This is a genomic window from Streptomyces novaecaesareae, assembly GCF_000716875.1.
In the GTDB taxonomy this organism is placed as follows: domain Bacteria; phylum Actinomycetota; class Actinomycetes; order Streptomycetales; family Streptomycetaceae; genus Kitasatospora; species Kitasatospora novaecaesareae.
This window is the reverse complement of record NZ_JNWQ01000003.1, coordinates 34,379-61,369: the sequence shown is the minus strand read 5'-3', so window position 1 is coordinate 61,369 and position 26,991 is coordinate 34,379. Positions and strand designations below refer to the sequence as shown.

Sequence of the window (26,991 nt, the reverse complement as noted above, 5' to 3'; positions counted from 1 at the left end):
GAAGATCCCCCGCCGGGGGGAGCCGGATCCCGCCCCGGACGGAGGACCGGGGCGGGCGCGCGGCGCGACCGTGGGGGCATGAGAATCAACGAAGGCGCGGTACGGGCCGGGGCGGCCTGGACGGCGGTGGCCGCGACGGGGCCGTACCTGACGCTCAAGCTGCTGTGGCTGACCGGACATCCGGTGGGCTCCGACAATCCCGGCGCGATGGACGAGCTCTGGCTGCTGAACCTGCTCACCTTCGGAATGGACGCCATCGCCGTCGCCCTGGCGCTGGCCTTCGTCCGGCCGTGGGGCCGGCGGGCGCCGGCCGGACTGGTGGCGTTCCCGATGTGGGTGGCGACCGGGCTGCTCGGCACCATCCTGGTGGCGCTGCCGCTGTTCCTGCTGAGCAGCCTGCTCCTGGGCCCGGAACACAACGCCGCCCAGGACGACAAGGGCCTCGGCGGCTGGGTCTTCCTCGTCGTGTACGGCGGGTTCACAGTGCAGGGCCTCGCGCTGATCACCGCCTTCGTGCTGTACGCCCGGCGGCGCTGGGCCGGGCTGCTGACGGACCGGATCGGCGACCTGCCGCGCTCCGCCACGCTGACCGTGCAGCGCTCCCTCGCCTGCGTCGCCGCACTGCTCGCCGCCGGCGTGGCGGTGGCCCGGGTGTACTGGGCGGCGGGCGGCACCGCCGGACTGCCGGTCGCGATGGCGGAGGAGCGGAACCGGGGCGTGGCGGTGATGGACGGGGTGACCGCCGTGATGGCGGTGGCAGCGGCGGCGGCACTGCTGGTCCTGGTCTTCCGGATCCGGCCGCGGCGACGGCTGCTCGGGCCGCTGCTGGTGGCCTGGACGGCGGCCGGCTCGCTGTTCGGCTGGGGCAGCTGGCAGTTGGTGGCCCTCGGCGCGACGACGACCCGGGTGGCCGACCTGCGGAAGGCGGTGCCCGGGCTGATGCCCCTGGTGGAGACCGCCCAGGTGGTGACCGGGGTGCTGGTGCTGGCCGTCGGCGCGATCGCGCTGACCGAGCGGGCGGCCCGGGCCCGCAACGGCGCCGCTGACGTAGAGTCACCCAGGTGATCACGGGGGCGGGCACGCGGCTGCGGCGTGCGGCGGGGGCGATGGTCGGGCGGCAGGCCCGGCTGCGCTGGGTGCACCTGGTGCTGGGCGGTGCGCTGCTGATGCCGTACTGGATGCTGTCGGTGGTGATGCTCGGGGCACTCAACCCGGCGCAGGCGCCCGCCCGTCAGGCCCTGCTGCAGGTCCTGTCGCTGTTCACCTCGCTGCCGATGGCCGCCGTCACCGCGCTGGTGCCGACCGTCCGGGGGTTGGAGGGCGCGGCCGCGCGGGCCCTGTGCTCGACCGCGCGGCCGGAGGAACTGGCCACCGGGCCGGCCCGGGCGTGGCCCGCCCGGTGGCGCACCGCGCTCTGGTTCGTCCTGCACCTCTTCTTCGGCGGCGTGGTCGCCGGAATGACACTGGCCGGGGCGCCGTTCTCGGTCGTGCTGATCTTCAACGCCGGCGGCGCCCGGGAGCTGGCGCGCTTCTGGGAGGACCGCTTCCCCGGCTGGATGTTCACCGGCCCCGCCCTGGGCCTCGCCGTCCTGCTGCTGATCCTCCTCGCCAACGCCGGCTTCGGCGCACTGCTCGCCCGCTGGGCACCCGCCCTGCTCGGCCCGACCCCGGAGGAGCGGCTGGCCACCGCCGAACGCCGGGCCACGGTGCTCGCCCAGCGCAACCGGCTCGCCCGCGAACTGCACGACTCCGTCGGGCACGCGCTCAGTGCGGTCGGCATCCAGGCCTCGGCGGCCGCCCGGGTGCTGCACACCAACCCCGACTTCGCCGCCGAGGCACTGCAGGCGATCGAGGAGACCGCGCGGGCGGCCGTCGCCGAACTGGACACCGTACTCGGCCTGTTGCGCGAGGAGGACCCGGAATCCGCCGGATCCGCCGGACCGGCCGGACCGGCCGGGCCCACCCTCGCCGGGCTGGACGACCTGCTGCGCCAACTCGCCCGCACCGGGGTGACGGTGGACGCCGAACTGGCCCCCGGCCTGTCCGGACTGCCCGACGCCGTCTCCCGCGAGGCGTACCGGATCGTGCAGGAAGGCCTGACCAACGTCCTGCGGCACGCCGGGCCCGCCCCGGCCCGCCTGCGGGTCCGGCTGGCCGGCGGCCGGCTGGAGATCGAACTGACCAACCCGCTGGGCCCCGGCCGCCCGAGCCGCCCCGGCGGCGGGCGCGGACTGCGCGGGATCGGGGAGCGCGCGGCGGCCCTGCGCGGCGCCAGCACGGCGGGGCCGGGCGAGGACGGGACGACGTGGCGGCTGGCCGTCTGGCTGCCGTTGGGAGGGGCCGCATGACGAACGAGGCGGAGAGCGTGCACAACGGGGACGCAGTGGACGACGGGGACACGGTGCACGACGGAGACACGGTGAACAACGGGTACGGCCTGGGCACCGGCGCACCCGCCATCCGCGTGGTGATCGCGGACGACGAGCGGCTGGTCCGGATGGGCCTGCGGGTGGTGATCGACGCCGAGCCGGACCTCACCGTGGTCGGCGAGGCCGCCGACGGGGCCGAGGTCGTCCCGCTGGTGCGCGAACTACGGCCGGACGTGGTGCTGATGGACGTCCGGATGCCCGGCATCAACGGCATCCGCGCGACCGAGCAGCTGGTCGGCGGGATGGCCGAGCCGCCGAGGATCCTGGTGGTCACCACCTTCGAACACGACGACCACGTGTACGACGCGCTGCGCGCGGGCGCGGCCGGGTTCCTGCTGAAGCGGGCCCGGGCCGAGGAGATGGTGCAGGCCGTACGGCTGGTCGCGCGCGGGGACTCGCTGCTCTTCCCGGCGGCCGTCCGCGAACTCGCGCTGCGCCACGGCGAGGAGCGCCGTCGGGAGAGCGCGGCCGACCGGGGGCCGATCGGGCGGCTGACCGAACGGGAGGGGCAGGTGCTGCGACTGATGGCCACCGGGCTCAACAACGGCGAGATCGCCCGGCAGCTGGTGGTGAGCCAGGAGACGGTCAAGACGCACGTCGGCAGCGTGCTCGCCAAGCTCGGCGCGCGGGACCGCACCCAGGCGGTCATCGCCGCGTACGAGTCGGGGTTCGTGCTGCCGGGCTGAGCACGGCGGAAGGGCACCCGCCGGCACGGGCACCACAGGGTCGCACACGGGTTCCACCGCGCCGGTACCAGCGAGTAGAGTTCGATTTTCCCCTCTGCCGTCCGATACCTCCCGTATCGCCTGGAACGAACTGGTGGCCGCATGACAGTCCGGACCCGCCCCGCGCTGTGGTGGCGCATGGGAATCGTGCTCTCGGCGGGCCTGGGCCTGTCACTCGGAACGGCACCGCTGGTGTACTTCACCGTGCAGAGCAACGTCGTCGTGCTCGGCTACTTCATCGGCGCGGTGTACTGGATGACCAAGCGCGACACCGTCGACGCGCCCGCGCCCCGGCTGCGCGGCGCCGCCACGCTGTACATCCTGATCACCGGGCTGGTCTCGCACATCCTCCTGCAGCACGGCGCCAACCCGCTGCCCGGGCTGGTCGGCGGGCCGGACCGGCTGGCGCACTGGTCGTCGTTCTTCCTGCACTACGTGACGCCGGTGATGGTGATCACCGACTGGCTGGTGCTCAGGCCCCGCAACGCGGCGGCCTGGAAGGACATACCGCTCTGGCTGGCCTTCCCGCTGGGCTACGCGGCGATCGTGCTCACCCGCAACGCGCTGTTCGACGACTACCCGACGCCCTACCCCTACTTCTTCTTCGACCCGACCACCAAGGGCTACGGCTACGTCTGGGGCCAGATCGCCCAGCTGACCGTCGAGTTCGTCGTGCTCGGCGCACTCGTCGTCGGACTGGACCGGCTCGGAACGCTGGTCGCCGGCAAGCTGCGGCCCGCTCCGCAGGCGTAGCAACGCCGGTTGAAGCCACGCCGGTTGCGGCGACGCCGGTGTAGCCACGCCGGCGCGCCGGTTCGCTGTCGACCTCCCCGGGGACCGTTCCGCCGCGGCCCGGTAGGCCCCGAGGCGGACGCGGGTGCGACGCGCCGGATGACGCCCGGCCGGGACGGCCGCCCGTAGCGTCGACGGCACGGCGGCGGAGGTTCCGCGGGGGAGGCCGGGGTTCGGCGGAGGCCGGAGATGACACACAGGCCGGAGATGACACGCAGAGCGGCCGCCACGGCGGTGGCGCTCCTGACGGCCCTCGGGGCCGCGGCGACGGCCGGGTCGGCGGCGCAGGGGGCGGCCGCGGCGCAGGGGCGGCCCGGGAGCCCGCTGGAAGGGGTCTGGCGGACGGACGGCTACGGCACGGTGGTCACGGTCACCGGGGGCCGGCTCACCACCTACGACGTGACCGCGCACAGCTGCGTGCCCGGTTGGACCACCGCGACGCAGGACGGCGCGCCCGGACCGGACGGCACCGTCCGCTACGTCCAGGGCACCAACGCCCTGACCCTCACCCCGAAGGGCCGCAACCGGGCCGTCGACCGCGAGGAGGGCGGCGTCGGCACCAAGACGCTCCACCGCCTCGACGCGCTGCCGCCGCTGTGCACGCGGCCGGCGCCGAACGACCCGCTCGCCGTCTTCGACCGGTTCTGGGAGACCTTCGAGGAGAACTACCCCTTCTTTGCTGCCAAGGGCATCGACTGGCACGCCGTCCGGGACGAGCAGCGCCGCAGGATCACCCCGACGACGACCGTCGAGCAGCTGCAGGACGTCCTCGTCGACATGCTCCGGCCGCTGGGCGACGCGCACACCGGGCTGGCCCGGGTGGTCGGCGGGAACCCCGAGCCGGTCTACGGCGGGCACCGCCCCGGCAGCACGCCGCGCACACCGGAGCTGACCCGGCAGGCCCGGCAGGCGTCCGCCGCCCAACTGACCGGCCCGGAGCAGCTCTTCGCCGGCGGCCGGCTCGGTGTGGGCCGGCTCCCCGACGGCATCGGCTACTTCCGGGTGAGCAGCTTCGACGGCTACACCGACGGCGACTACCGGAGCCAGGTCGCCGAACTGGACAAGGCGCTGGACGCCCTGCTGGCCGACCCGAGCCGGCTCACCGGCCTGGTCGTCGACGTACGGCTGAACGGCGGCGGTTCGGACGCGCTCGGGCTGCACATCGCCGCCCGGCTCACCGACTGCCCGTACATCGCCTACCGGAAGGTGGCCCGCGACGACCCGGCCGACCCGACGAAGTTCACCCGGCCCGAGCCGATCACCGTACGGCCCTCGGCGGACGCGCACTTCACCGGCCCGGTGGCGGTGCTCACCTCCTCGATCTCGGCCAGCGCGGCGGAGACCTTCACCCAGGCCATGACGGGCCGCTCCCCGCACGTGGTCCGGATCGGCGAGAACACCCAGGGCGTGTTCTCCGACGTGCTGATCAGGACGCTGTCGCCGGACCTCATGGTGGTCCTGCCGAACGAGGAGTACCTCACCCGGGAAGGCACCACCTTCGACGGACCGGGCATCCCGCCGGACATCCCCACCCCGGTGTTCAGCCCGGACGACCTGGCCGCGCTCAGGGACCCGGCCCTGAGCACGGCCCGCCGGGTGCTCACCGAGGACGGGGTACTCACCGAGGACGCCCGGGGAGACCAGGACGCCCGGGACGCCCGGGACTTCCAAGGCGACCAGGACCGGCCGCAGTAGCCACGGCAGGAGCCCGCCGCAGCCGGGGGCCGAGGGCCGGTTGCCGCTACATCGGGTCCACCCCCCGCAGTTCGCCGTCCAGCTCCAGCCACCTGGTCAGGCCCAGGCCGCGCAGGAACGGCAAGTCGTGGCTGACCACGATCAGCGCGCCCTGGTAGGCGGCCAGCGCCTGGGTGAGCTGGCGGACACTGGCGAGGTCCAGGTTGTTGGTCGGCTCGTCGAGCAGCAGCAGCTGCGGCGGCGGGTCGGCCAGCAGCAGGGCGGCCAGCGTCGCCCGGAACCGCTCGCCGCCGGACAGGGTGGCGGCCGGCTGCTCGGCCCGGGCGCCGCGGAACAGGAAGCGGGCGAGCCGGGCGCGGATCGCGTTGTCCCCGGCGGCGGGCGCGAACAGCTTGACGTTCTCCACGACGCTGCGCTCGTCGTCCAGCAGGTCGAGCCGCTGGGGGAGGTAGCGCAGCGGCACCGGGGTGGTGATCTCTCCTTCCAGTGGGGCGAGTTCGCCCGCGATGGTGCGCAGCAGGGTGGACTTGCCGGCGCCGTTGCGGCCGACCAGGGCGATCCGCTCGGCGCCGCGCAGGTCGAGGTCGGCGGTGGTGCCGTAGGGCAGCCGGACCTTCTGCAGGGTGAGTACGGTGCGCCCGGCCGGCACGGCGGTGCGCGGCAGGTCGATCCGGATCTCGGCGTCGTCCCGGACGGCCTCCTCGGCCGCGCTGAGCCGCGCCTTGGCCTCCTCAAGCCGCTCGGTGTGCATGCCCTGGAGCCGGCCCGCGGTCTCCTGGCCCTTGCGTTTGAGCATCCCGGCGAAGATGTGCGGGTCGTTGCGGGTGACCGACCGCTTCTTCCCGTACGCGGCGCTGCGGTCCAGCCGGACGCGGGCGTCGGCCAAGTCCCGCTTCTGGCGCTGGACGTCGGCCTCGGCGTTGCGCAGCAGCCGTTCGGCCGTCTCCTGCTGGGCGGCGAGGGTGCGTTGGTACTCCTCGAAGTTGCCGCCGTACCAGGTGACGTCGCCGTCCCGAAGGTCGGCGATCTGGTCGACGTGGCTGAGCAGCTCGCGGTCGTGGCTGACGATCAGCATCACGCCGTGCCAGCCGGCCACCGTCTCGTAGAGCCGCTCGCGGGCGGCCCGGTCGAGGTTGTTGGTGGGCTCGTCGAGCAGCAGGACGTCGGGGCGGGCGATCAGCAGGGCGGCCAGCCGCAGCAACACCGCCTCACCGCCGGAGAGTTCGCCGGTGGTGCGGTCGAGGCCGAGGCTCCGCAGGCCGAGCCGGTCGAGCGTGGCGCGGGCGCGCTCCTCGACGTCCCAGTCGTCGCCGACGGCGTCGAAGTGGCGCTGGTCGGTGTCGCCGGACTCGATGGCGTGCAGGGCCTCGCGGGTGGCGCGGATGCCGAGCGCCTCGTCCACCCGCAGGGTGGTGTCCAGCGTCAGGCCCTGTGGCAGGTAGCCGAGTTCGCCGTCCACCCGGACGGTGCCGCCGGTGGGGGTGAGGTCGCCGGCGATCAGCCGCAGCAGGGTGGACTTGCCCGCGCCGTTGAGCCCGATCAGGCCGGTGCGGCCGGGGCCGACGGCGAGGTGGAAGCCGTCCAGGACGGGCTTGCCGTCGGGCCAGTCGAACGCGAGGTCGGTGCAGAGGACGGCGGTGGTGGGTTGTGCCATGTAGGGACTCCCGGGGTGGTTGCCGAAGGGGTGATGAGCAACACGGGGAGACACCGCGGGTGCGGAACCGGTACGGCCGGAGGACAGGACGGCGCAACGAAGCGCCGGGGGGCCGTGGCTGAGGTCGCACACACGCGCACCACGCGGCAACAGGGCCTGCGCGGCGGGGCGGTGTCCCGGGACCTCAGTAGAGCAACGGCCTTCTCCTTGTCTGGCTGATGACCCGGACAACGCTAGGGACGTCGACGGACGTGTGCAACCGATTTATCGAGCGCGGCGGACCCGGCGGGCGCGCGGCGGACCGGGCGGGCGCGGCGCACCGCGCGGCCACTCCGGACCGAGCGGTCCAAGTGGCCCCCGGCGGAGGCCTGGTGCCGATCCGGTGCCGATCCGGTGACAGCCTCGTCCCAGCCGGGGCCGGATGTAAGGAGTTCCTTATCCGCATGGCAGACTCCTCACCTGCCATACCTGCGACCTATGGGCCGTACCCGAGGAACGGGCCGTATGGCAGTAGTCACACAGGGGGATTTGAACTCATGTCACCGATATCCCGGCCGAGCCGTGCCGTCCTGGGCGCTTCCGTCGCCGCGCTGACCATGGTGGTCGCCACCGCCTGCGGCCCGGACAACAGCGACCCGGCCGGCGCCGAGACCGGCGCTCCCACCGTCGCGGCCAGCGCCTCCGGCAAGCCGGGCGCCGCCCCGATCAAGCTGCCCACCGTCGAAGAGCTGAAGACCTGGAAGCTCGACGACTGGGACAAGTGGGCCCAGGCGAACGTCATCACCCCGGCGGTCAAGGGCTACTGGACCCTGCAGAAGCTCCTGAACGCCAAGCCGAAGCCGCTGCCGCAGGCCCCGGCCCAGGACCCGACGCAGGCGCCCGCCCAGCCCACCGCGCAGCCGACCGGCGCGGCCCCGGCCCAGCCCACCGCCGCCCAGCCCCCGGCCGGCCCGGACCAGCTGCCCGCCATGGTGCCGGCGAAGCCCGTGGCGCACCCGTTCCCGAAGAACATGCACGTCAACGGCAAGATCTTCTTCAAGGACGGCAACGAGGACTACGTGTGCTCCGGCACCGTCATCTCGGACCCTGAGCACCCGGGCAAGAGCAACCTGGTGTGGACCGCGAGCCACTGCCTGCACGGCGGCAAGGGCAACAAGTACTACACCGACATCACCTTCGCCCCGGCCTTCAACAGCAACGGCGTGCTGAGCGGCGCCGGCAAGCAGCAGGCCAAGGTGGAGGACGCCGAGCCGTACGGCGAGTGGGGCGCGACCGCCGGCATGGTCTCGCCGCAGTGGACCGCCGAGGCCGACCCGGAGAAGGGCGGCCCCTGGAGCCAGTTCGACTTCGGCATCATCAAGGTGGCCAACCCCGACGGCAGCGCCAAGTCGCTGGAGGAGACCGTCGGCGGCTCCGTCCCGCTCTGGTTCAACGCCCCGCGTGACCAGCTCGCCTCGGTCAGCAACTACGGCTTCCCGGAGGGCAAGCCCTTCGACGGCGTCGAGCTGGAGCACTGCGACGGCGGCAAGCCGTCCAAGAAGACCGGCGACCCGAGCCGCCCGGCGATGCTGCTGATCGGCTGCAACATGACCGGCGGCAGCAGCGGCGGCGGCTGGTACACGACCAAGGACGGCAAGCCGGCCCTGGTCAGCGACACCTCCATCGGCAACGGCGCGAACACCTACGAGGCCGGTCCGTACCTGGAGGACGTGGCCCAGCACATGTTCGAGTACTTCTCGAAGAAGGCCAAGTGATCCACGGGGGGTGATCCCCCCACCGGGCCCGGGGGCCGCGGCTGCCACAGCCGCGGCCCCCGGGCCTTTCCGGGGCAGCGCGGGGTGGCCCGGGCTTTCTCCAGGCCGGGCCGGCCCGGGCTTTCCGGCCCGGCTCCTCCCACGGTTTTTCCGGCCCGGGGCCCGCTCCTCCTACAATCGGCCCCATCATGAGCGCCACACTCGTAGTCAAGGACCTCAGCGCCGGCCACGGCGAACGCACCCTCTTCTCCGGCCTGGACCTGGTGGTCGCCCCCGGTGACGTGATCGGCCTGGTCGGCGTGAACGGCGCCGGCAAGTCGACCCTGCTGCGCCTGCTGGCCGGCCTCGACACCCCCGAGGGCGGCTCGCTGCGGCTGAGCCCGGCCGGCGCCAACGTCGGCCACCTGCCGCAGGAGCCAGAGCGGCGCGAGGGCGAGTCGGTGCGCGACTTCCTGGCCCGCCGCACCGGCGTGGCGGCCGCGCAGGCCGCCCTGGACGAGGCCACCGAGGGCCTGGTCGAGGGCCGGGCCGGCGCCGACGACGCGTACGCCGCGAGCCTGGACCGCTGGCTGGACCTCGGCGGCGCAGACCTGGAGGAGCGCGCCGAGGAGGTCGCCGAATCGCTCGGGCTGAAGGTCTCGCTCGACCTGCCGATGACCGCGCTCTCCGGCGGCCAGGCCGCCCGGGCCGGCCTCGCCTCGCTGCTGCTCTCCCGCTACGACGTCTTCCTGCTCGACGAGCCCACCAACGACCTCGACCTGGACGGCCTGGAGCGGCTGGAGGCCTTCGTCAAGGGCCTGCGCGCCGGCACCGTGCTGATCAGCCACGACCGCGAGTTCCTGGCCCGCACGGTGACCAAGGTGCTGGAGCTGGACCTGCACCAGCAGCAGGTCCGCCTGTACGGCGGCGGCTACGAGGCGTACCTGGAGGAGCGGGCGGTGGCCCGCCGGCACGCCCGCGAGGAGTACGAGGAGTACGCCGACACCAAGGCCGGGCTGGAGGCCCGCGCCCGGATGCAGCGCGGCTGGATGGAGCACGGCGTGCGCAACGCCCGCCGCAAGTCCTCCGACAACGACAAGATGGGGCGCGCGGTGCGTGCCGAGTCCACCGAGAAGCAGGCCTCCAAGGCCCGCCAGACCCAGCGGATGATCGAGCGGCTGGACGTGGTCGAGGAGCCGCGCAAGGAGTGGGAGCTGCGGATGGAGATCGCCACCGCGCCGCGCTCCGGCTCGGTGGTCGCCACCCTGAACGGGGCCGTCGCGCGCCGCGGCGACTTCGCCTTCGGCCCGGTGGACCTGCAGATCGACTGGGCCGACCGGGTCGCCATCACCGGCGCCAACGGCGCGGGCAAGTCCACGCTGCTGGCCGCGCTGCTCGGCCGCCTCGAACTCGACGGCGGCAGCGCCTCGTTGGGCTCCGGCGTGGTGGTCGGCGAGGTCGACCAGGCGCGTGGCCTGTTCCTCGGCGGGGAGCCGCTGGCGGACGCCTTCGCCGCCGCCGTACCGGAGTTGTCGCCGGAGGACGTGCGCACCCTGCTGGCCAAGTTCGGCCTCAAGGCGGTGCACGTGATGCGCCCGGCCGGCACCCTCTCCCCCGGCGAGCGCACCCGGGCCGCGCTGGCGCTGCTGCAGGCCCGCGGGGTCAACCTGCTGGTGCTGGACGAGCCCACCAACCACCTGGACCTGCCCGCGATCGAGCAGTTGGAGTCCGCGCTCGGCTCGTACACCGGCACGCTGCTGCTGGTCACCCACGACCGGCGGATGCTGGACACCGTCGCGGTGAACCGGCGGATCGAGGTCCGGGACGGGCGGGTGCACGAGCTGTAGGGCTGTGGGCCCGCAGGCCTGCGGGCCGCCACCGTGACGGCCCCTGCGGGAATTGGTCTCGACCTCTTCCCGGAGGGGCCGTCATGTGCTGTGCTGTCCGCCATGGTTGACAGCACAGACAGCGCCGTGGCGGGGACGTCCCACCCGACCGTCCCGCTCGCCCCCATGACGGTGCCCGCCCACGAGGCCGAGGCCCGCAGCAGGTCCTTCCACGACGTGATGGCCCGGCGCCGGACCGTCCGCGACTACTCCAGCCGCCCGATCCCGGACGGCGTGGTCGAATGGGCGGTCCGGACCGCGGGCACCGCGCCCAGCGGCGCACACGTCCAGCCCTGGCGGTTCGTGGTGATCACCGACCCGGAGCGCAAGCGGCGGCTGCGCGAGGCGGCGGAGGCCGAGGAGCGCGAGTTCTACGGCCACCGGGCGTCGGAGGAGTGGCTGGCCGCGCTCGCGCCGATCGGCACCGACTGGCGCAAACCGTTCCTGGAGGACGCGCCGGCCGTGATCGTGGTGTTCGAGGTGCACAAGGGGCCCGACTCGCCGCGCCCCTACTACACCAAGGAATCGGTGGGGATCGCCGTCGGGCTGCTGCTGGCCTCGCTGCACCAGGCCGGGCTGGCCACCCTGACCCACACGCCGAGCCCGATGAGGTTCCTCAACGAGGTGTGCGACCGGCCGGCGGAGGAACGCGCGGCGTACGTGATCCCGGTCGGCTACCCGGCCGAGGGGGCGCGTGTGCCGGATCTGCGGCGCAAGGAGCTCGACGAGGTGCTGGTCCGACTCTGACGCGCCAGGGCGCGGGCGGGCGCGCCTGCTCGTAGGCGGGCGCGCGGGTCGGCGGACGGGCGCGTCGGCCGTGGCCGGGCGCGACGCTTCGCCACCGGACGCGCCCGCCGTCCGGGGATCCTGACGGAACCCGGATGGTGACAGGTCCCGGCCAAGGACATAATCGCCGTCATGAGCCAAGCACAGTCACGGTCCTGTGGCCCGGTCCAGGCCGGCCGGACGCGGACGGCGGTGGAGGTGACCGTCGGGCGGCCGCCCGAACTGCTGCGGCTGCCCGGCGGCCTCTGGTTGTGCCGGCGCCGCAGTACCCACGCGGTGGCGCTGAACCGGGCCGTCCGCGCCAACCTGGACCACCTGCGGCCCTGGCTGGAGTGGGCGGCCGAGGCCCCCACCCGGGCGCAGACCGCCGAACTGACCCGGGCCGGCTCCGCCGCCTGGGAGGCCGGCACCGACTTCATGTACCTGGCCGGCCTGGACGCCGAACCCGGCGGCGTGATCGGCGCCCTCGGCCTGCACGGACGGATCGGCCCCGGCGCGCTGGAGATCGGCTACTGGGTCGCCGCCGGGCACGTCGGCCGCGGCATCGCCACCGCCGCGGCCGGGGCGCTGACCGAGGCCGCGCTGGCGCTGCCCGGGATCACCCGGGTGGAGATCCACTGCGACCGGGCGAACACCGCCAGCGCGGCCGTCCCGCGCAAGCTCGGCTACCGGCTGGACCGGATCACCGACGCCGCCGTCCGGGCCCCGGGCGAGACCGGACGGCAGCTGGTGTGGATCAAGGAGCGCCCGCCCGTCGGCACCGTCGGCATCTGCCGGTAGCACCGGACACGCCGGACACGCCGGACAGGCCCTAGTAGCGCCCGCCCGTCGGCGCCGGGAGCGCGTCCAGCTCGGCGAGGTCGGCCGCCGTCAGCACGACCTCGGCCGCGCCCACGTTGTCCGCCAGGTAGCGCGGCGTCCTGGTGCCCGGGATCGGGAAGACGTACCGGCCCTGCGCCAGCACCCAGGCCAGCGCCACCTGCGCGGGCGTGACGCCGATCCGCTCGGCGACCTCCCGGACCTTCGCGACCAGCGCCAGGTTCGCCTTGAGCGCGTCCTGCTGGAAGCGCGGCAGCCGGCGGCGGAAGTCGTCGGCGGGCAGCTCGTCGAAGGAGGCGATGCTGCCGGTCAGGAAGCCCCGGCCGAGCGGCGAGAACGGCAGCAGGGCGATCCCCTGCTCCTCGGTGTACGGCAGGACCTCGGCCAGCGCGTCCCGGGTCCACAGGGACAGCTCGTTCTGCACGGAGGCCACCGGGTGCACCGACTGCGCCCGCTTGATCTCCTCGACGGTCACCTCGGAGAGGCCGATGTTGCGGACCTTGCCCGCCGCGACGAGTTCGGCGAAGGCGCCCCAGGTCTCCTCGATCGGGACCTCCGGGTCGACCCGGTGCAGCTGGTAGAGGTCGACATGGTCGGTGCCCAGGCGGCGCAGGCTCTCGTCGATCGAGCGGCGCACGTGCTCGGGGCGGCCGTTGCGCTCCTGCTGGCCGCCGCCGCCCGGGACGATGCCCACCTTGGTGGCCAGGAAGGCGCGCTCCCGGTACGGGCCGGCCAGGGCGGCGCCGACGACCTCCTCGTTGGTGTACGGGCCGTACATGTCGGCGGTGTCGATCAGGCCGACGCCGAGGTCCAGCGCCTGCCGGATCACCCCGACGGAGTTGTCGTCGTCCCGGTTCTGCACGTCGTAGGCCCAGGTCATGCCCATGCAGCCGAGGCCGATGACGCCGATCTCCGGGCCGTTGGTACCGAACGTGGCCTTGCGCATGACGGTGCTCCCATCGTGGTTTCCGTGGTTCGTACGGCGGTGCGTACGGCAGTGCGGGTAGTGCTGCGTGCAGTTCCGCGTGCGGCACTGCGTGATCAACGCCTTCAGCTTTCACCTTGGAGTGCGCTCAAGGTCAAGTCCGTTCGGAGCCAGGAGCGGAAGCCGCCGTCCAGGACCAGTTGCGCCAGCCGTCCGTACCCGCCGGCACCCGGGTGCGCGCCGTCGCCCGCCTCGGCCTCGGCCGCCCAGACCGGGTCGGCCGCCAACGCCTCGGTGACGTCGACGAACGGGACCTCGAACGCGGTGCAGATCCCGGCCAGTTCGGGGGCGAGCCTCCGCAGCCGTTCCAGGTGCGCCGCTCCCCCGGAGAGCACCGGCGGCGGGCCGACCACCAGCGCACCGAGGCCGCGCTCGCGGGCGCCGGCGAGCAGGGCGGCGAGATTGGCCAGGGTCTCCTCGTGCGCGACGCGCGGCGAACCGGCCTCCTCCACCGCGTCGTTGGCGCCCACGGAGACCACCAGCCGGTTGTCCGCGCCTGGCAGCGTCCGCGCCTCGGCCTCGGGCCAGCAACGGCGCAGCACCTGCGTCGAGGTGTCGCGTCGGACGCCGAGGTTGAAGGCGGTGGCGTGCGGCGCGGCGGACTGCAGCACCCGACCGACCCAGCCGCGGAACTCCGGGTCGCCGAGGCCCTGGACGAAGGAGTCCCCGAGGAAGCAGATCCGGGGACCGTCGAAGCTGGCTTGTATGGTCATCGGCCCACCGTAGGGGCGTATCCGGGGCGCGCGCTTCCGATTTCACCACCGGGCACGATGAAGCGGCCGTCGACCCCTCGACGTTCGTCCCCGGACCTTTCACCGGGCCATCACAGGTGACCACCCGTCAAACCGGCGCGAGAGGGCCCGCGCGCGGACCTTCCGCACCACCGGGCGCCGTCCGTCCGGTCTTGGCAGGGCCCACCGGGACGATCGACGCTCTGTGCACGGCCGATCATCGGCTCGTCATCACTGTTCCGTCATCACACAGTCCATCGGGGAGGCACCACCCATGCACCTCTCGCGCACCCACGTCGCCGCCATCGCCCTGCTCGCGGCCGTCACCACCACGCTCGCCGTCCCGGCCCAGGCCGCCGGCGGGCACCGCGCGCTCAGCCGCTTCGACGACGGCAGCTTCGAGTCGCCCAAGGCCCCGGCGAACGCCTTCACCGAGTTCAACACCGGTCAGGTGATCGGCCCGTGGAAGGTCGTCGGCGGCAGCGTCGACCTGACCGGCGCGGGCTTCTGGCAGGTCGCCGAGGGCGACCAGTCGCTCGACCTCAACGGCGCCACCAGCGGCACCATCACCCAGGCCTTCACCACCACCCCCGGCACCACCTACTCGGTGACGTACGCGCTGGCCGGCAACCCCGCGGGCGGAACCGTCCTGCGGACCGGCCGGGTGACGATCGACGGCCAGTCCTTCCAGGACTTCACCTTCGACGTCACGGGCAAGACCCGCGCCGCGATGGGGTACGTGGGGCGGCAGTTCACCTTCGTCGCGCAGAACTCCTCCACCACGCTGGGCTTCGCCAGCACCGTGGCGGGGCCGTACGGGCCGGTGATCGACAACGTGCAGGTCACGGAGTGCAAGCCGTGCTGCGGTTGACCGACCGACAGACCGGCCGACAGACCGGCCGCCTGACCGACCGCCTGACCGGCCGCCTGACCGGCCGAGTGGCCGGCCGCAGCCCGGCGGGCCGCCGCCTTAACCCTCCCTAAAACCTGCCTCCGGTGCGGTGCCCGGTGCCGGGAAGTGCTTGACGTGCACAGCTGGTCTAGTCCAGTTTGATGCTCAGCAACGCGCTCCCCGCACCGGACCACCCCCACGCTGCCGCCCGCCCCGCGCCTCCCCCCTCGCGGCGCGGGCGGCCACCACGTCCCGAGAGGCACCCCCATGCCCAGCGTGCACCAGCCTGCCCCCACGCACCGCCACCCCGCCCGCCACCCCGCCCGTCGCCCCGCCGGCCGCACCACCCTGCTGAGCCTCGCCGCCGCCACCGCACTGGCCGCCGGTGGCCTGGCCGCCCTCGCCGGGAACGCCGGGGCCGCCGACGGCAACCTGCTCGCCAACGGCGGCCTGGAGAGCGGCGCACTCAGCCCCTGGAGCTGTTCCGCCGGCACCGGGAACGTCGTCAACTCCGGTGCGCACAGCGGAACGTACGCACTGAAGGGGGCGGTCAGCGCGAGCGACACCGCGCAGTGCGGCCAGACCGTCAGCGTCCAGCCCAACACCACGTACCGCCTCAGCGCCTGGGTGCAGGGCCAGTACGTCTACCTCGGCGCCACCGGCAGCGGCGTCACCGACCCGGCCACCTGGACCCCCGGCGGCACCAACTGGCAGCAGCTGTCCACCAGTTTCACCACCGGCCCGGCCACCACGACCGTCACCGTGTACGTGCACGGCTGGTACGGGCAGGGCGGCTACCTCGCCGACGACATCGCCCTGACCGGCCCTGGCGGCGGCAACCCGACCACCACGCCGCCGACTTCGGGCACGCCCACCAGCGGGCCGAGCACCCCGCCGCCGAACGTCCCGCTCCCGGTCGCCCCGTACATCGACATGGGCGCCTGGCCCACCCCGTCCATGCCCGACATGGCCAAGGCCGGCAACCTCAAGGGCTACACCATGGGCTTCGTCACCGGCGTCGGCTGCAAGGCCAGCTGGTTCAACGCCTATGACCCGCGCACCGGTTGGGCCAAGGACCAGGTCGACGCAGTGCGGGCGGCCGGCGGCGACGTCAAGGTCTCCTTCGGCGGCGCCAGCGGCACCGAACTCGCCGCCGCCTGCACCTCGGTGGACTCGCTGTTCGCCGAGTACGACGCCGTGGTGAAGGCCTACGGCCTGCGCTACGTCGACTTCGACATCGAGGGCGCGGCCATCGCCGACACCGCTTCCAACGACCGCCGCTCCGCCGCGCTCGCCAAGCTGCAGCAGGCCCACCCCGGTCTCAAGGTCTCCTTCACCCTGCCCGTGCTGCCCGAAGGCCTGACCTCCGAGGGCGTCGCCATCGTCAAGTCCGCCCGCGACGCCGGGGTCACCACCGACCTGGTCAACATCATGGCGATGGACTACTACCGCAGCGGGACCGACTACGGCAACGCCGCCGTCCAGGCCGCCCAGTCCCTGTTCGGCCAACTCAAGGCGCTCTACCCGGCGAAGACCGACGCCCAGCTGTGGGCCATGGTCGGCGTCACCCCGATGATCGGCGAGAACGACGACCACCAGATCTACAACCAGGCCGCGGCCCAGCAGTTGGTGACCTTCGCCCGGCAGAACCACCTCGGCCTGCTCGCCTTCTGGGACGCCACCCGCGACGCCAACGCCTGCACCGGCGGCTCGCTCGCCAAGTGCACCAACATCCCGCAGCAGCCGTACGAGTTCGCGAAGCTCTTCGCCCAGTACGCCGGCTGAGCAGGCTGCGGTTCGGGGGTGCCGGTGAGCCTGCGGGCCACCGGCACCCCGTCCTTGCCTGCCCTTGCCCGTCCTTGCCTGCCCTTGCCCGCCCGCCCTTGCCCGTCGAGTGTCCGGAACCCTGCGTGTGACGCCGACCGTTCGCCCGGGAACCATCTAGCATGCGGTGACGCCGCCCCCCACGGACGGCAGTCACCCCACCCGCCCCCCATCGACGGGAGTCCCCGTGCGTCACCGCCTGTTCCGCGTCGCCCTCGCCTCCGCCGCCGCGCTCGGCCTGGCCGCCGCCACCGCCCCCGCCGTGCACGCGAACCCGACGGGTCCTGACGCCGTGCGCTGCCCCGAGGGCTACTTCTGCCTCTTCGAAGGGCCGCACCAGACCGGTCGCGTGCTGCTCGCCGAGGACGCGCACATCATGGAGGACTCCTTCCAGTTGGACGAGCTCGACGACATCGAGCCGCCGATCTTCCCGCGCTCCGCCCGCAATCCGCTCCCGGACGACTTCGGCTGCATCGTCCGGCTGAACGACGAGCCGAACTTCGGCGGCGACGAGCAGGAGGTCTCCGGGTTCGGCAACCACGAGCTCGACGGCCGCCGGGTCGGCTCGCTCACGCCCGACTGCGGCTGAGCCGCACGCCACCCGGGCCGAACCCGGAGAAATTGGCGTCTCATCGTTCCGGGCCGTCAGCTACTGTCCCTCCCACCTGTACGGCACGAAGGGGCGGACATGACGGTCCGGGACGACCACAACCAGCTCATCACCATCGCCACGACCGGAGCGACCGCACCGACGGGCGAGGCCGCACGTGCCGACGGCCTCACCACCGAGGAACTCGCCGCCTTCAGCCGCACACTCGGCCGCCTCCGGGCACTCCCGGCGCACGACCGCACCCGGCTGCACGCCGAGCGGCAGCTCAGCTCCTTCGTCATGGAGAGCCGCAAGCGCCGCCGCCAGGAGGCCCGGCAGGCCCTCCGGGACGCCGACGCCGAACTGCTCGCCACCACCGCCACCGGCAGCCGGCACCGCCGCGAGGACGCGCCGCTCACCCCGGCCGACGGGCCCGTCGGCGAGCTGCGGATACCGCGCAAGTGCTACGTCTGCAAGCAGGCCTACCGCCAGGTCGACGGCTTCTACCACATGCTCTGCCCGGACTGCTCGGCCGACAACACCACCCGCCGGGCCCTCACCACCGACCTGCGCGGGCGCCGCGCGCTGCTCACCGGCGGACGGGTCAAGATCGGCTTCCAGCTCGCCCTGATGATGCTGCGCGACGGCGTCGAACTGATCGTCACCAGCCGCTTCCCGCAGGACACCGTGCGCCGCTTCCGCGCCGCCGAGGACAGCGCGCACTGGTGGGACCGGCTCACCGTCGTCGGCATCGACCTCCGCGACCCGCGCCAAGTCATCGGCCTGACCGACCGGTTGCGCGCCGACGGACGCCCGATCGACATCCTCGTCAACAACGCGGCCCAGACGCTGCGCCGCCCGCCCGAGTCGTACGCCCTGCTGGCCACCGGCGAGTCCACGGCCCTCCCCGCCGCCGACCGGCGGGCCATCGCGCACGCCCCCGGCTTCCGACCGCTCGACGCCGGCGGCCAACTGCCGGGCGGATCCGGATCGTTGCTCCAGACCGGAGCACTTCCCGGAGCACTGCCCGGAGCACTGGACGGAGCACTGGACGCAGCCGGGTCGCTGCTCGACCTGACGGACGAGGCCGGGCTGCTGCCCGACCTCGCGCCCGCCAACTCCTGGTCCGCCACGCTCGGTTCGCTCGACCCGGCGGAGCTCCTGGAGACCCAGCTGGTCAACGCCCTGGCCCCGGCCCTGCTCTGCGACCGGCTGCTGCCGCTGCTGCTGGCCTCCCCGCACACGTCGCGCTACATCGTCAACGTCACCGCCGTGGAGGGCCGGTTCGCCGTCCGCAACAAGACCGCCCGGCACCCGCACACCAACATGGCCAAGGCCGCGCTCAACATGCTCACCCGCACCAGCGCCGCCGAACTCGCCACCCGGGGCGTACACATGTGCGCCGTCGACACCGGCTGGATCACCGACGAGAACCCGGCACCCAAGAAGTCCCGGATCGCCGCCCGGGGCTTCCGCACCCCGCTGGACATCGTGGACGGCGCCGCCCGGGTCTACGACCCGATCGTCCGGGGCGAGGCGGGGCACCCGCTGTCGGGGGTCTTCCTCAAGGACTACCGGGTGGCGGAGTGGTGACGGGCCTCGGGTCGGCTCAGGTGTCGTAGCAGCCGTCCCAGGGGGCGTGGAAGCCGAGGCCGTCGGGGTGGAGCTCGAAGTGGACCCGCTCCTCCTCGTCGTCCTCGTCATCTACTTCGTCATCGACTTCGTCCGGCTCGTAGTCGTCACGGACCAGGCCGAACAGCTCGCCGTCGACGTGCACGGCGAACGGGGCGATCGCGATGTCCCCGTACTCCCGGCCCGGCAGCGCGTCGAGCCACTCCCCCAGCAGCCGCTCGGCCTCAGCCACCTCGCCGACGGACCGGATCTGCGAGTCGAGGTGGCGGCCGGCGGCGTCGAAGCGGTGCAGGACCGCGTGGTTGCGACCGCCCGGGCAGACGACCGAGGCGAAGAACTGGCCACCCTGCCAACGCCCGATGGTGTCGGTACGGTAGCCGGGCTCGTGGCCGATGGGGATCAGGTCGGGAACGTACATGGCCGAACCATAGGCGCGGCCTGCGACAACGGCCCGGCCCGGCCGTACGGCGTGCTCAGCGACCGGTGGGCAGGTTGGCCCCGCCGGTGCAGTCGAACACCACGCCGGTGACGAAGGTGTTCGCCGCGAGCATGTGGATCGCCCGGGCGACGTCCTCGGCGCGGCCGACCCGGCCGACCGGGGTGGTGGTGGCGAGGCCCTCGAAGAGCGCGGCGCGCTGCTCGGCCGGGACGCGGTCCCACCACGGGGTGTCGATGACGCCGGGCGAGACGGCGTTGACCCGCAGCGGGGCGAGCTCGACGGCCAGCGGCGGGACCATCGCCTCCAACGCGCCATTGATGGCGGCCAGCCCGGCGGTGCCGGGGATCGCGGCGCGGGCGGAGGCGGCGGTGATCAGGGTGACCGAACCGTCCTCGCGCAGGTGTGGCAGGGCCGCCTTCAGGACGCGGACCTGCGGCCAGAACTTGGCGTCGAAGCCGGCGGCGAGGTCGGCCAGGTCGAGCTGCGCGAACGGGCCACTGCCGGCCGCGCCGCTGACCGCGACGACCAGGTGGTCCACGGCGCCCTCCTCGGCGAAGAAGGCGGCGAGCGCGGCGGGGTCGGTCGCGTCCAGCTGCCGGCCGGTGGTCTTGCCGCCGATCCGGGCGACGGCGGCGTCCAGCCGCTCGCGGTCGCGGCCGGTGACCACGACCTCGGCGCCGTCCGCCGCGAAGGCGCCGGCGGCGGCCTCGCCGATGCCCGAGCTGCCGCCCATCACGACGACGCGCTGTCCGGCGAAGAGGTTTGACGCAGTGCTCATGGCGGTGGGGCCTTTCGACTTGTCGAGACCGGTGGTTCCGCCAATAATGGTTGTCGAGACTGATAGTCTTGTCAAGCGGGGGTGGAGACAGTGGAGACAGTGGAGACAGTGGAGACCAGGGACACCGGAGCAGGAGGAGAAGGAAGCACGATGCAGGAGACCGGACAGACCCCGCCCGCGCGCCCGCACACCGGCCGCCGCCGCAACGAAGCCGCCCACCAGGCGATCCTCGACGCCGCCCTGCACCTGCTCGCCGACTCCGATGGCACACCCGTCACCATCGACGCCATCGCCCGCACCGCGGGCGTCGGCAAGCAGACCGTCTACCGGTGGTGGCCGTCCAAGGGCGCCGTCCTCCTCGACGCCCTCACCGACCGCGCCGACCAGGACGTCCCCGGCCCCGACACCGGCACCCTCCGCACCGACCTGCGCACCTTCGTCGCCACCACCTTCGACGCCGCCCAGCACAGCACCACCGCCTCCGCCCTGCGCACCGTCGCCCGCGAAGCCGCCCGCGACCCGCATCTCGCCGAACTCATGCGGACCTTCACCGCCACCCGCCGCACCGCGCTGCGCGACCTGCTCTCCCGCGGCCGCGAGCGCGGCGAACTGGCCGACGACGCCGACCTCGACCTGATCGTGGACCAGGTCTACGGAGTGTTCTGGTACCGCTTCCTGCTCGGCCACGCCCCCCTGGACACAGCCACGGCGGAACGACTCGCCGACTCGCTCGTCACGGGAAACACCGCCGACTAGCCACCGCCGGCCACAGCACCCCCGCACCCACGCGCCCACGGGGACCCGCCCCGACCCCACCCGCACGGGAAGTCGGCCCGCCCGACTTCCTGTGCACCTCCCCCAGCCCGCCCCGGGAAAAATATGTCGGTCGGTCTACATACTCCATCACCCCGACCCAGCCGCCTCGCGTAGGAAGTCGACCCCATCGACTTCCTACGCGGCCCCACACGGCACAACGGCGGGAAAATATGCAGACCGGTCCACATATTCATGCTCGTCGCACCCGGGCCCGCACAGGAAGTCGACCCGGCCGACTTCTCGCGCAGCACCGCAGCACCGCCCCGGGGGGCGGGGAAACGAATATGACGGTCGGTCTACATATTCGAGGCCCTCGCGCCCCTCGCGCACGAGAAGTCGGCCTGACCGACTTCCCGTGCAGCACCGAGCCCGGATGCCACCAGGGAATATGACGGTCGGTCTACATATTTGCCCCCTCGGGGCCACGGGGGCGTCAGGGCGGCAGAGGGTGGCGCATAGGAAGTCGGCCTAGCCGACTTCCTATGCGCACGCCTCGCGGGTCGCATGAAAGAGGAATATGACGGTCGGTCTACATATTCTCCCCGTGCCGGCTGTCACGCGGCTGGGATGCGGCGGTGGCGGCGGAAGCAGGAGTGGGCGAGGGCCAGGGACGATCGGGCCCCAGAGCTGGCGGGTGAGGTGCAGATCCGGGCGAGGGCGAGGACCTCGCGCCAGCCGCTGACCAGTCCCAGGGTGAGCTTCCCCGCCCCGGCGTCGGCTGCCCGGCGGAACCCGCTCCCCCGCCGGAGCCACCTACGTGTGCGCCAGCAGGCTGATGCACCCGCGGTCCGGCCGGTCCGGCCGGACCGGACGTGGCAGCTCCAGCCGCGCGGTGACGGTGAAGCCGGCCCGGCCCAGCAGGTCGATCAGGTGGTCGGCCGGGACGAGGTGGGAGGTGTACGACACCGGGTGGCCGTAGGCCGTGGTCGGCCGCAGGTGCTCGTCGCCGACGTGGCCGCCGAGGAGGAGGTGGCCGCCGGGCGCGAGGACGCGGTGGAACTCGCCGAACAGCGCGGGCAGCAGCCGGGGCGGGGTGTGGTGGACGGAGTACCAGGCGAGGATGCCGCCGAGGGCGCCGTCGGGGAGGTCGAGCGCACCCATATCGCCGCGCTGGAAGCGGAGTTGGGGGTATGCACGGCGGGCGAGCTCGACCATCTCGCCGGACACGTCCACCCCGAAGGCCGGTACGCCCAGCGCCGCCAGATGAGCGGTGATCCTGCCCGGGCCGCAGCCGAGGTCGGCCACCGGCGCCGGACGGCGGCCGGAGCCCGAACCGGAGCCCGAACCGGGGCCCGGTTCCCGCACCAGGTCCGCGAAGGCGGCCAGCATCGCCTGCGAGAGGGAGTCCATCCCCGTCGGTGGGACGACGGTGCGGACGTAGTCGGCGGCGACGGTGTCGTACGAGGTCCGGATGGCGGCGAGGTGGTCGGGCTCGGCCGCAGCGGCTTCGGTCACGGTGCCGCCTCCAGCCGTCGGCAGCTGCACGAGGCGTCGCAACCGTCCACCGCCCCAGGCCACTTCAGCTGCTCGGCGGCGGCGGCCCGCTGCGCGAAGACCTTCTCCCGCCGGTCGGCCGTCTGCCGCAGCACGTCCTTGCGCTGGCGCCGTGAGAGCCGGTCCACGTAGAGCTGCCCGTTGAGGTGGTCGGTCTCGTGCTGCAGGCAGCGGGCGAAGTAGCCGGTGGCCTCGATGGTGCGCGGGTTGCCGTGCCGGTCGAAGCCGCGCACGACCGCGCGGGCCGGGCGGGCGAGCGCGGGGGTGTCCGCGCCCGGGACGGAGAGACAGCCTTCGGTGTCCTCGATCAGCGGGCGCCCGGCGGCCTGCGGCTCGACGACCGGGTTGAGCAGGTGGCCGGCGTGCCGGACGCCGTCGTCGTCGGGGCAGTCGTAGACGAAGAGGCGCAGGTCCACGTCCACCTGGTTGGCGGCGAGCCCGCAGCCGTCGGCGGCGTACATGCTCGCGAACATGGAGTCGATCAGTTGCGCCAACTCCGGGCTGCCGAAGTCCTGTTCGCCGGCCGGACGGCAGGGGCCGTGCAGGATCGGCTCACCGATCTCGGTAATTCGCAGGACGGGTGGCACGGGCGGCACTCCTCGGCACTGGTCTCGGCACTGGTCTCGGCACGGGTCTCGGCACGGTTCGGGCATGACGGCTTGTCACGCGCCACTTGTCACTTGTCACCGACTTTGCAAAGTAGCAGACTTTGCAAAGTGACAGAAGAAGATCTCACCGCCACCGGCGCCCTCCCCGAGCACGCCGTCCGCACCGCCCTGCTGGAGTTGCTCGCCGAGCACGGCACCCTCACCTCCACCGCGGCCGCCGCCCGACTCGGCCTCAGCTCCGGCCTGTGCTCGTTCCACCTGCGGCAGCTCGGCCGGCACGGCCTGATCGAAGAGGCCCCGCCCGTCGACGGACGCGCCCGGCCCTGGCGCCTGCCCCACCACCCGCCCCGGCAGCCACCGGGCGCCCAGGCCGCGCAGAACCCCCAGGCCCCCGACGAGTTCGGCACGCTGGCCCGAGGCCTGGAGGACGAGAGCTACCAGCGCTGGCTCGCCCGCCGCACCGAGGCCCCGGCCGACTGGCAGCACGACGAGGCCTTCAGCGCCGTCGTCTACCTGACCCCCGCCGAGCTGACGGCCGTCGGCGAGGCCGTCCGCAAGGTCCTCGCCCGCTACCGGGGCCGCGAGGCCGACCCGACCGCCCGACCCGCCGACGCCCGCCCGGTCGCCGCCGTCACCCGCCTCTTCCCCCTCCTCGCGGAAATCCCCGGGACGCTCCCCGAGGAGCGGTGAGGGACGCTCAGGCCCGCCGCCAGGTCTGCCGGGCCATCGCCCGTACCACCGGCCCGACCAGCAGCCCCACCGCCGCGCCGAGGACGACCCCCTGCACCCCGTCCCAGACGTCCTGCACGTCGCAGCTCCGCCCGATCGCCGGCAGCGCGTAGTGCACCGCCGACACCGCGAACGGCAGCACCGCCGCCCCGACGAGTGCCACCGCCGCCCGCCGCCTGGTCCCCGCCAGCGCGGCCGCGAAGCCCACCGGCGCGTAGGTCGCCAGCTTGAGTTCGATGTGCCGCACGTGCAGCAGCTCGTACGGCGACCGCGGTCGTCCGCCCTCGACGGTGCAGTGCCGGACGGCGTCCTCCGAGAGTCGGAACGCCTCCGGTAGCAGGGTCGCCACGACCACCCCGCCGAGCCCGAGCAGCAGGACGAAGCCCACCGCCCAGTGGGCCCGCAGCAGCCGGCCCACCGGCCGGTTCAGCAGGGCCGCGGGCGCCAGCGAGAGCAGCAGCCCGGGCCAGAACATCGGCATCCCGCCGAGCACCGCACTGATCACGCCTCAACGGACGCCACGGGCACCCGCCCGGTTCTCGCCGACGGGTGGGGAATCACGGCGGGGCTGCGGTCGGCTCCACGGAAGGGGTCGCTCCGGAAGAGGCGTCGCTGCGGAAAGGACGCGGAAAAGACATTGCCCCGGCCCGGCAGGCCAGGCGCGCCGACGCCGCCCCGTTCAGCACCCTCGGCCTGCTCGACCGGCTGGTGTTCGACAATCCCGAGCCCCTGGTCACGCTGGCCGCCCTGGCCGGCGCGACCTCCCGCATCCGCCTGCAGGCCGAGGTGCTCATCGCACCGCAGCACAACACCGCGCTGCTCGCGAAGCAGACCGCCACGCTGGACCGGCTCTCCGGCGGCCGGTTCACGCTCGGCATCGGCATCGGCGGCCGCGAGGACGACTGCCGTGCCGCCGGCATCGACCTGCGCCGCCGCGGCCGTCGGTGCGGACGAGGTCGTGCTGTACTGCTGGTCCTCGGACCCGGACCAGGTGGGCCGTCTCGCCGACACCCTGTTCTGACCGTTCTGACGGTCGGGCCGTTCTGATCGGTCAGGCCGTTCGGACCGTACGGCCCCTTCAGGCCGCACGGCTCGTTCAGGCCGTACGCCCGTCAGTGCGGGATCGACGCGATCAGCTCCTGCGCCCCCTGCCGCTTGAGCGCCAGGGCCACCGAGGTCCCCAGGTCCTCCGGGCTGAGCGCGCCCGCCCACTCATGGGCGTCCAGCACCCGCTTGCCGTCCGGGGTGAAGACCCGGCCGCGCAGGGAGAGGCGGCCGTCCTTCTCGGCCTTGGCGTAGCCGGCGATCGGGCTGTTGCAGTGGCCCTGGAGGACGTGCAGGAACATCCGCTCGGCCGCCGCCTCGCGCCAGGTGTCGTGGTGGCCGAGCCCGGTGACGGCGTCGATGGTCGCGGTGTCGTCCTCGCGGCACTGGAGTACGAGGATCCCGGCGCCGATCGGCGGGCACATCGCCTCGGTGTCGAGGACTTCGGTGATCCGTTCCGGCTGGCCGATCCGCTCCAGCCCGGAGACGGCGAGCAGCAGCGCGTCGACGGTCCCGGCCTCCAGCTTGGCGAGCCGGCTGTTGGCGTTGCCGCGGATCGGGACGCATTCCAGGTGCGGGTGGGTGGAGGCGAGTTGGGCGATGCGGCGGACGGAGGAGGTGCCGATCCGGGTGCCGGGCGGGAGTTCGGCCAGGGTCCGGCCGTCGGGGTGGACGAGGGCGTCGCGGATGTCGTCCCGGCGAAGGTAGGCGGCGAAGACGGTGCCGGCGGGCAGTGGGCGGTCGGCGGGCACGTCCTTGAGGCAGTGCACGGCGACGTCGGCCTCTCCGGCGAGCAGCGCGGCGTCGACCTCCTTGGTGAACGCGCCCTTGCCGCCCAGGTGGGCGAGGTCGCCGGTCCAGCGGTCGCCGGAGGTGGTGACCGGCACCACCTCGGTGCGCAGGCCCGGGTGCAGAACGGCGAGTTCGGCGCGGACCCGTTCGACCTGGGCGAGTGCCATGGGCGAGGAGCGGGAGACGATGCGGATCAGCTCAGCGGTGGCCATGGCGCGATGATAGGGCGTCGAACAACGGCGGTTGATGTTCTGTCATGCGGATCGCGCATAGTTCCTCATCGCGCGTACGTCCTCATCGCGTAGTCCCTCATCGCGCGTCGCCGCTGCACGTCCTGCATCACCGAGCCCACCGCGTCGATCGCCGCCCCGGCCACCATCAGCACGCTCGCGCCCCCGAAGGCGTACCCCTCCCCCACGCCCACGCCCACCGCGGCCAGCGCGAGCGCCGGCAGGACGGCGACCAGCCCGGTGCCGAGCGCCTCGGCGACGGCGAGCCGCCGGCGCAGGGCGGCGACGTGCTCGACGGTCGCCGCGCCGGGCTCGACGCCGGGGAGGTAGACGCGGGTGCGCAGGTGGAGGTCGGGGTCGGTCAGCACGGACCGCCCGGCTCGCACCGCCAGGCAGGCCCCGGCCGCGCCGAGCAGGAACAGCAGGGTGAGGTACGGGAGTGCGGGCAGCCGCAGCGGGGCGAGCAGCAGTGCGGCGACCACCGCCGGGACGAATCCCCGGTGGCTGAGCACCAGCGGCAGGTAGCGGAGTTCGGCGCCCGGGCGGCGCCCCCCGAGCCGCGAGTACCGGACCTCGACCCGTCGCTCGCCCTTGCGGCCGGCGATCACCAGGGCAGTCGTCACGGCCAGGCCCAGCAGGGCGGCCACCAGCACCGGCAGGTACCCGCCGAGGCCGTGCCGGTCCATCCAGCGGGTGAGCGGCAGCAGCACCGCCGTGCCCGCCGCGGCGCCCGCCGCCAGGCCGACGACGGCGAGCGCCCCGTGCAGGCGCAGCACCTCCTCCGCGGCCGCGCCGGGGAGCAGGTGCCCGGCAGCACGCCGTCGGCGACCGGCCCGAGCACCCCCGGGTCGACGCCGGGCAGCGGCAGGCTCTGCCCGAGCCGCAAGCC

Annotated in this window: 25 protein-coding genes and 1 pseudogene; 16 read left to right on the top strand and 10 right to left on the bottom strand. The window is 73.5% G+C overall.

From position 1 onward, the window contains the following. Positions 1-78 precede the first annotated feature (78 nt). The 5 genes from OP86_RS02010 (at position 79) to OP86_RS01990 (ending at position 5,641) form a co-directional block, all read left to right on the top strand. Entirely contained in the window at positions 79-1,065 is a 987-nt protein-coding gene (locus tag OP86_RS02010) for a hypothetical protein (RefSeq protein ID WP_051829555.1), read from the top strand. Beyond that, the gene (locus OP86_RS02005) at positions 1,062-2,348 is read left to right on the top strand and encodes a sensor histidine kinase (protein ID WP_234434790.1); all 1,287 of its coding nucleotides are present in this window, start codon (positions 1,062-1,064) and stop codon (positions 2,346-2,348) included. The genes OP86_RS02010 and OP86_RS02005 overlap by 4 nt, the downstream gene beginning before the upstream one ends. Beyond that, on the top strand, positions 2,345-3,115 hold the full coding sequence (locus OP86_RS02000; RefSeq protein ID WP_078588469.1) for a response regulator: 771 nt from the start codon (positions 2,345-2,347) through the stop codon (positions 3,113-3,115). Before OP86_RS02005 ends, OP86_RS02000 begins: the two co-directional genes overlap by 4 nt. Positions 3,116-3,256: 141 nt before the next feature. Further along, on the top strand, positions 3,257-3,907 hold the full coding sequence (locus tag OP86_RS01995) for a Pr6Pr family membrane protein (protein WP_030255727.1): 651 nt from the start codon (positions 3,257-3,259) through the stop codon (positions 3,905-3,907). A 246-nt stretch (positions 3,908-4,153) separates the two neighbouring features. Next, positions 4,154-5,641 carry a S41 family peptidase gene (locus tag OP86_RS01990; protein ID WP_078588470.1) on the top strand — a complete coding sequence of 496 codons (1,488 nt, stop codon included), beginning with the start codon at positions 4,154-4,156 and terminating at the stop codon, positions 5,639-5,641. Between the two features lie 46 nt (positions 5,642-5,687). Here OP86_RS01990 and OP86_RS01985 read toward each other — a convergent pair whose 3' ends face one another. Then, on the bottom strand, positions 5,688-7,295 hold the full coding sequence (locus OP86_RS01985; RefSeq protein ID WP_030255733.1) for an ABC-F family ATP-binding cassette domain-containing protein: 1,608 nt from the start codon (positions 7,293-7,295) through the stop codon (positions 5,688-5,690). Between the two features lie 536 nt (positions 7,296-7,831). Between OP86_RS01985 and OP86_RS01980 the strand changes: the two genes are divergently transcribed. The 4 genes from OP86_RS01980 (at position 7,832) to OP86_RS01965 (ending at position 12,480) form a co-directional block, all read left to right on the top strand. Further along, a complete protein-coding gene (locus tag OP86_RS01980; protein ID WP_051829554.1) occupies positions 7,832-9,049 on the top strand; it encodes a trypsin-like serine peptidase in 1,218 nt (405 codons plus the stop codon). Positions 9,050-9,237: 188 nt separating this feature from the next. Further along, the gene (locus tag OP86_RS01975; RefSeq protein ID WP_030255736.1) at positions 9,238-10,875 is read left to right on the top strand and encodes an ABC-F family ATP-binding cassette domain-containing protein; all 1,638 of its coding nucleotides are present in this window, start codon (positions 9,238-9,240) and stop codon (positions 10,873-10,875) included. A 102-nt stretch (positions 10,876-10,977) separates the two neighbouring features. Next, entirely contained in the window at positions 10,978-11,661 is a 684-nt protein-coding gene (locus OP86_RS01970; protein ID WP_078588483.1) for a nitroreductase family protein, read from the top strand. Positions 11,662-11,832: 171 nt separating this feature from the next. After that, the gene (locus OP86_RS01965; RefSeq protein WP_078588471.1) at positions 11,833-12,480 is read left to right on the top strand and encodes a GNAT family N-acetyltransferase; all 648 of its coding nucleotides are present in this window, start codon (positions 11,833-11,835) and stop codon (positions 12,478-12,480) included. Positions 12,481-12,511: 31 nt separating this feature from the next. Here the strand turns inward: OP86_RS01965 and OP86_RS01960 are convergent, their stop codons facing one another. Together OP86_RS01960 and OP86_RS01955 are read right to left on the bottom strand one after the other, a co-directional pair. Further along, positions 12,512-13,465 carry an aldo/keto reductase gene (locus OP86_RS01960; RefSeq protein WP_030057015.1) on the bottom strand — a complete coding sequence of 318 codons (954 nt, stop codon included), beginning with the start codon at positions 13,463-13,465 and terminating at the stop codon, positions 12,512-12,514. A 104-nt stretch (positions 13,466-13,569) separates the two neighbouring features. Next, positions 13,570-14,217 carry a GDSL-type esterase/lipase family protein gene (locus OP86_RS01955; RefSeq protein ID WP_051829553.1) on the bottom strand — a complete coding sequence of 216 codons (648 nt, stop codon included), beginning with the start codon at positions 14,215-14,217 and terminating at the stop codon, positions 13,570-13,572. A gap of 292 nt (positions 14,218-14,509) precedes the next feature. Here OP86_RS01955 and OP86_RS01950 point away from each other — a divergent pair, with 292 nt between their 5' ends. The 4 genes from OP86_RS01950 (at position 14,510) to OP86_RS01935 (ending at position 19,133) form a co-directional block, all read left to right on the top strand. Continuing rightward, positions 14,510-15,106 carry a choice-of-anchor C family protein gene (locus tag OP86_RS01950; RefSeq protein WP_030057013.1) on the top strand — a complete coding sequence of 199 codons (597 nt, stop codon included), beginning with the start codon at positions 14,510-14,512 and terminating at the stop codon, positions 15,104-15,106. 288 nt (positions 15,107-15,394) lie between these two features. Continuing rightward, positions 15,395-16,912, top strand: coding sequence for a carbohydrate binding domain-containing protein (locus OP86_RS34460; protein WP_078588472.1), 1,518 nt, complete (start codon positions 15,395-15,397; stop codon positions 16,910-16,912). A gap of 226 nt (positions 16,913-17,138) precedes the next feature. Next, positions 17,139-17,540, top strand: a complete 402-nt coding sequence (locus OP86_RS01940; protein WP_030057011.1) for a peptidase inhibitor family I36 protein — start codon at positions 17,139-17,141, stop codon at positions 17,538-17,540. Positions 17,541-17,639: 99 nt separating this feature from the next. Then, positions 17,640-19,133, top strand: coding sequence for an SDR family NAD(P)-dependent oxidoreductase (locus tag OP86_RS01935; protein WP_078588473.1), 1,494 nt, complete (start codon positions 17,640-17,642; stop codon positions 19,131-19,133). Between the two features lie 16 nt (positions 19,134-19,149). Here the strand turns inward: OP86_RS01935 and OP86_RS01930 are convergent, their stop codons facing one another. Further along, positions 19,150-19,590 (bottom strand): hypothetical protein, encoded by a 441-nt coding sequence (locus OP86_RS01930; protein WP_030057009.1) that lies wholly within the window; start codon positions 19,588-19,590, stop codon positions 19,150-19,152. A gap of 55 nt (positions 19,591-19,645) precedes the next feature. Beyond that, positions 19,646-20,389, bottom strand: coding sequence for an SDR family oxidoreductase (locus tag OP86_RS01925; protein WP_030057008.1), 744 nt, complete (start codon positions 20,387-20,389; stop codon positions 19,646-19,648). A gap of 150 nt (positions 20,390-20,539) precedes the next feature. On the opposite strand from OP86_RS01925, the gene OP86_RS01920 reads away from it, so the two are divergent. Then, entirely contained in the window at positions 20,540-21,145 is a 606-nt protein-coding gene (locus tag OP86_RS01920) for a TetR/AcrR family transcriptional regulator (protein ID WP_030057007.1), read from the top strand. An 813-nt stretch (positions 21,146-21,958) separates the two neighbouring features. On the opposite strand, the gene OP86_RS01915 is transcribed toward OP86_RS01920, so the two are convergent. Beyond that, positions 21,959-22,660 (bottom strand): class I SAM-dependent methyltransferase, encoded by a 702-nt coding sequence (locus tag OP86_RS01915; RefSeq protein ID WP_030057006.1) that lies wholly within the window; start codon positions 22,658-22,660, stop codon positions 21,959-21,961. Continuing rightward, on the bottom strand, positions 22,657-23,352 hold the full coding sequence (def, locus tag OP86_RS32730; protein WP_106973314.1) for a peptide deformylase: 696 nt from the start codon (positions 23,350-23,352) through the stop codon (positions 22,657-22,659). Before def ends, OP86_RS01915 begins: the two co-directional genes overlap by 4 nt. Positions 23,353-23,415: 63 nt before the next feature. Between def and OP86_RS01905 the strand changes: the two genes are divergently transcribed. Continuing rightward, complete coding sequence (locus OP86_RS01905) at positions 23,416-23,997, top strand: winged helix-turn-helix domain-containing protein (protein ID WP_030057004.1); 582 nt, start codon at positions 23,416-23,418, stop codon at positions 23,995-23,997. Between the two features lie 7 nt (positions 23,998-24,004). Here the strand turns inward: OP86_RS01905 and OP86_RS01900 are convergent, their stop codons facing one another. Next, on the bottom strand, positions 24,005-24,541 hold the full coding sequence (locus OP86_RS01900) for a hypothetical protein (RefSeq protein ID WP_030057003.1): 537 nt from the start codon (positions 24,539-24,541) through the stop codon (positions 24,005-24,007). A gap of 107 nt (positions 24,542-24,648) precedes the next feature. On the opposite strand from OP86_RS01900, the pseudogene OP86_RS01895 reads away from it, so the two are divergent. Beyond that, positions 24,649-24,981: pseudogene (locus tag OP86_RS01895) on the top strand (LLM class flavin-dependent oxidoreductase); the annotation flags it as partial. A 167-nt stretch (positions 24,982-25,148) separates the two neighbouring features. Here OP86_RS01895 and hemC read toward each other — a convergent pair. Together hemC and OP86_RS01885 are read right to left on the bottom strand one after the other, a co-directional pair. Further along, on the bottom strand, positions 25,149-26,084 hold the full coding sequence (gene hemC / locus OP86_RS01890; protein ID WP_030057001.1) for a hydroxymethylbilane synthase: 936 nt from the start codon (positions 26,082-26,084) through the stop codon (positions 25,149-25,151). A gap of 65 nt (positions 26,085-26,149) precedes the next feature. Beyond that, positions 26,150-26,878: a preprotein translocase subunit SecY gene (locus tag OP86_RS01885; RefSeq protein ID WP_030255754.1), complete on the bottom strand. Its 729-nt coding sequence runs from the start codon at positions 26,876-26,878 to the stop codon at positions 26,150-26,152. Positions 26,879-26,991: the final 113 nt, after the last annotated feature.

Excerpts from the sequence above, each read along its gene's own strand:
- OP86_RS01920 (WP_030057007.1), top strand. The coding sequence starts at position 20,540 with ATGCAGGAGACCGGACAGACCCCGCCCGCGCGCCCGCACACCGGCCGC.
- OP86_RS34460 (WP_078588472.1), top strand. The coding sequence starts at position 15,395 with ATGCCCAGCGTGCACCAGCCTGCCCCCACGCACCGCCACCCCGCCCGC.
- OP86_RS02010 (WP_051829555.1), top strand. The coding sequence starts at position 79 with ATGAGAATCAACGAAGGCGCGGTACGGGCCGGGGCGGCCTGGACGGCG.
- OP86_RS01990 (WP_078588470.1), top strand. The coding sequence starts at position 4,154 with ATGACACGCAGAGCGGCCGCCACGGCGGTGGCGCTCCTGACGGCCCTC.
- OP86_RS01970 (WP_078588483.1), top strand. The coding sequence starts at position 10,978 with ATGGTTGACAGCACAGACAGCGCCGTGGCGGGGACGTCCCACCCGACC.
- OP86_RS01930 (WP_030057009.1), bottom strand. The coding sequence starts at position 19,590 with ATGTACGTTCCCGACCTGATCCCCATCGGCCACGAGCCCGGCTACCGT.
- def (WP_106973314.1), bottom strand. The coding sequence starts at position 23,352 with ATGCCCGAACCGTGCCGAGACCCGTGCCGAGACCAGTGCCGAGACCAG.
- OP86_RS01985 (WP_030255733.1), bottom strand. The coding sequence starts at position 7,295 with ATGGCACAACCCACCACCGCCGTCCTCTGCACCGACCTCGCGTTCGAC.
- OP86_RS01975 (WP_030255736.1), top strand. The coding sequence starts at position 9,238 with ATGAGCGCCACACTCGTAGTCAAGGACCTCAGCGCCGGCCACGGCGAA.
- OP86_RS01955 (WP_051829553.1), bottom strand. The coding sequence starts at position 14,217 with ATGACCATACAAGCCAGCTTCGACGGTCCCCGGATCTGCTTCCTCGGG.
- OP86_RS01950 (WP_030057013.1), top strand. The coding sequence starts at position 14,510 with ATGCACCTCTCGCGCACCCACGTCGCCGCCATCGCCCTGCTCGCGGCC.
- OP86_RS01980 (WP_051829554.1), top strand. The coding sequence starts at position 7,832 with ATGTCACCGATATCCCGGCCGAGCCGTGCCGTCCTGGGCGCTTCCGTC.
- OP86_RS01995 (WP_030255727.1), top strand. The coding sequence starts at position 3,257 with ATGACAGTCCGGACCCGCCCCGCGCTGTGGTGGCGCATGGGAATCGTG.
- OP86_RS01925 (WP_030057008.1), bottom strand. The coding sequence starts at position 20,389 with ATGAGCACTGCGTCAAACCTCTTCGCCGGACAGCGCGTCGTCGTGATG.
- hemC (WP_030057001.1), bottom strand. The coding sequence starts at position 26,084 with ATGGCCACCGCTGAGCTGATCCGCATCGTCTCCCGCTCCTCGCCCATG.
- OP86_RS02000 (WP_078588469.1), top strand. The coding sequence starts at position 2,345 with ATGACGAACGAGGCGGAGAGCGTGCACAACGGGGACGCAGTGGACGAC.
- OP86_RS01935 (WP_078588473.1), top strand. The coding sequence starts at position 17,640 with ATGACGGTCCGGGACGACCACAACCAGCTCATCACCATCGCCACGACC.
- OP86_RS01965 (WP_078588471.1), top strand. The coding sequence starts at position 11,833 with ATGAGCCAAGCACAGTCACGGTCCTGTGGCCCGGTCCAGGCCGGCCGG.
- OP86_RS01960 (WP_030057015.1), bottom strand. The coding sequence starts at position 13,465 with ATGCGCAAGGCCACGTTCGGTACCAACGGCCCGGAGATCGGCGTCATC.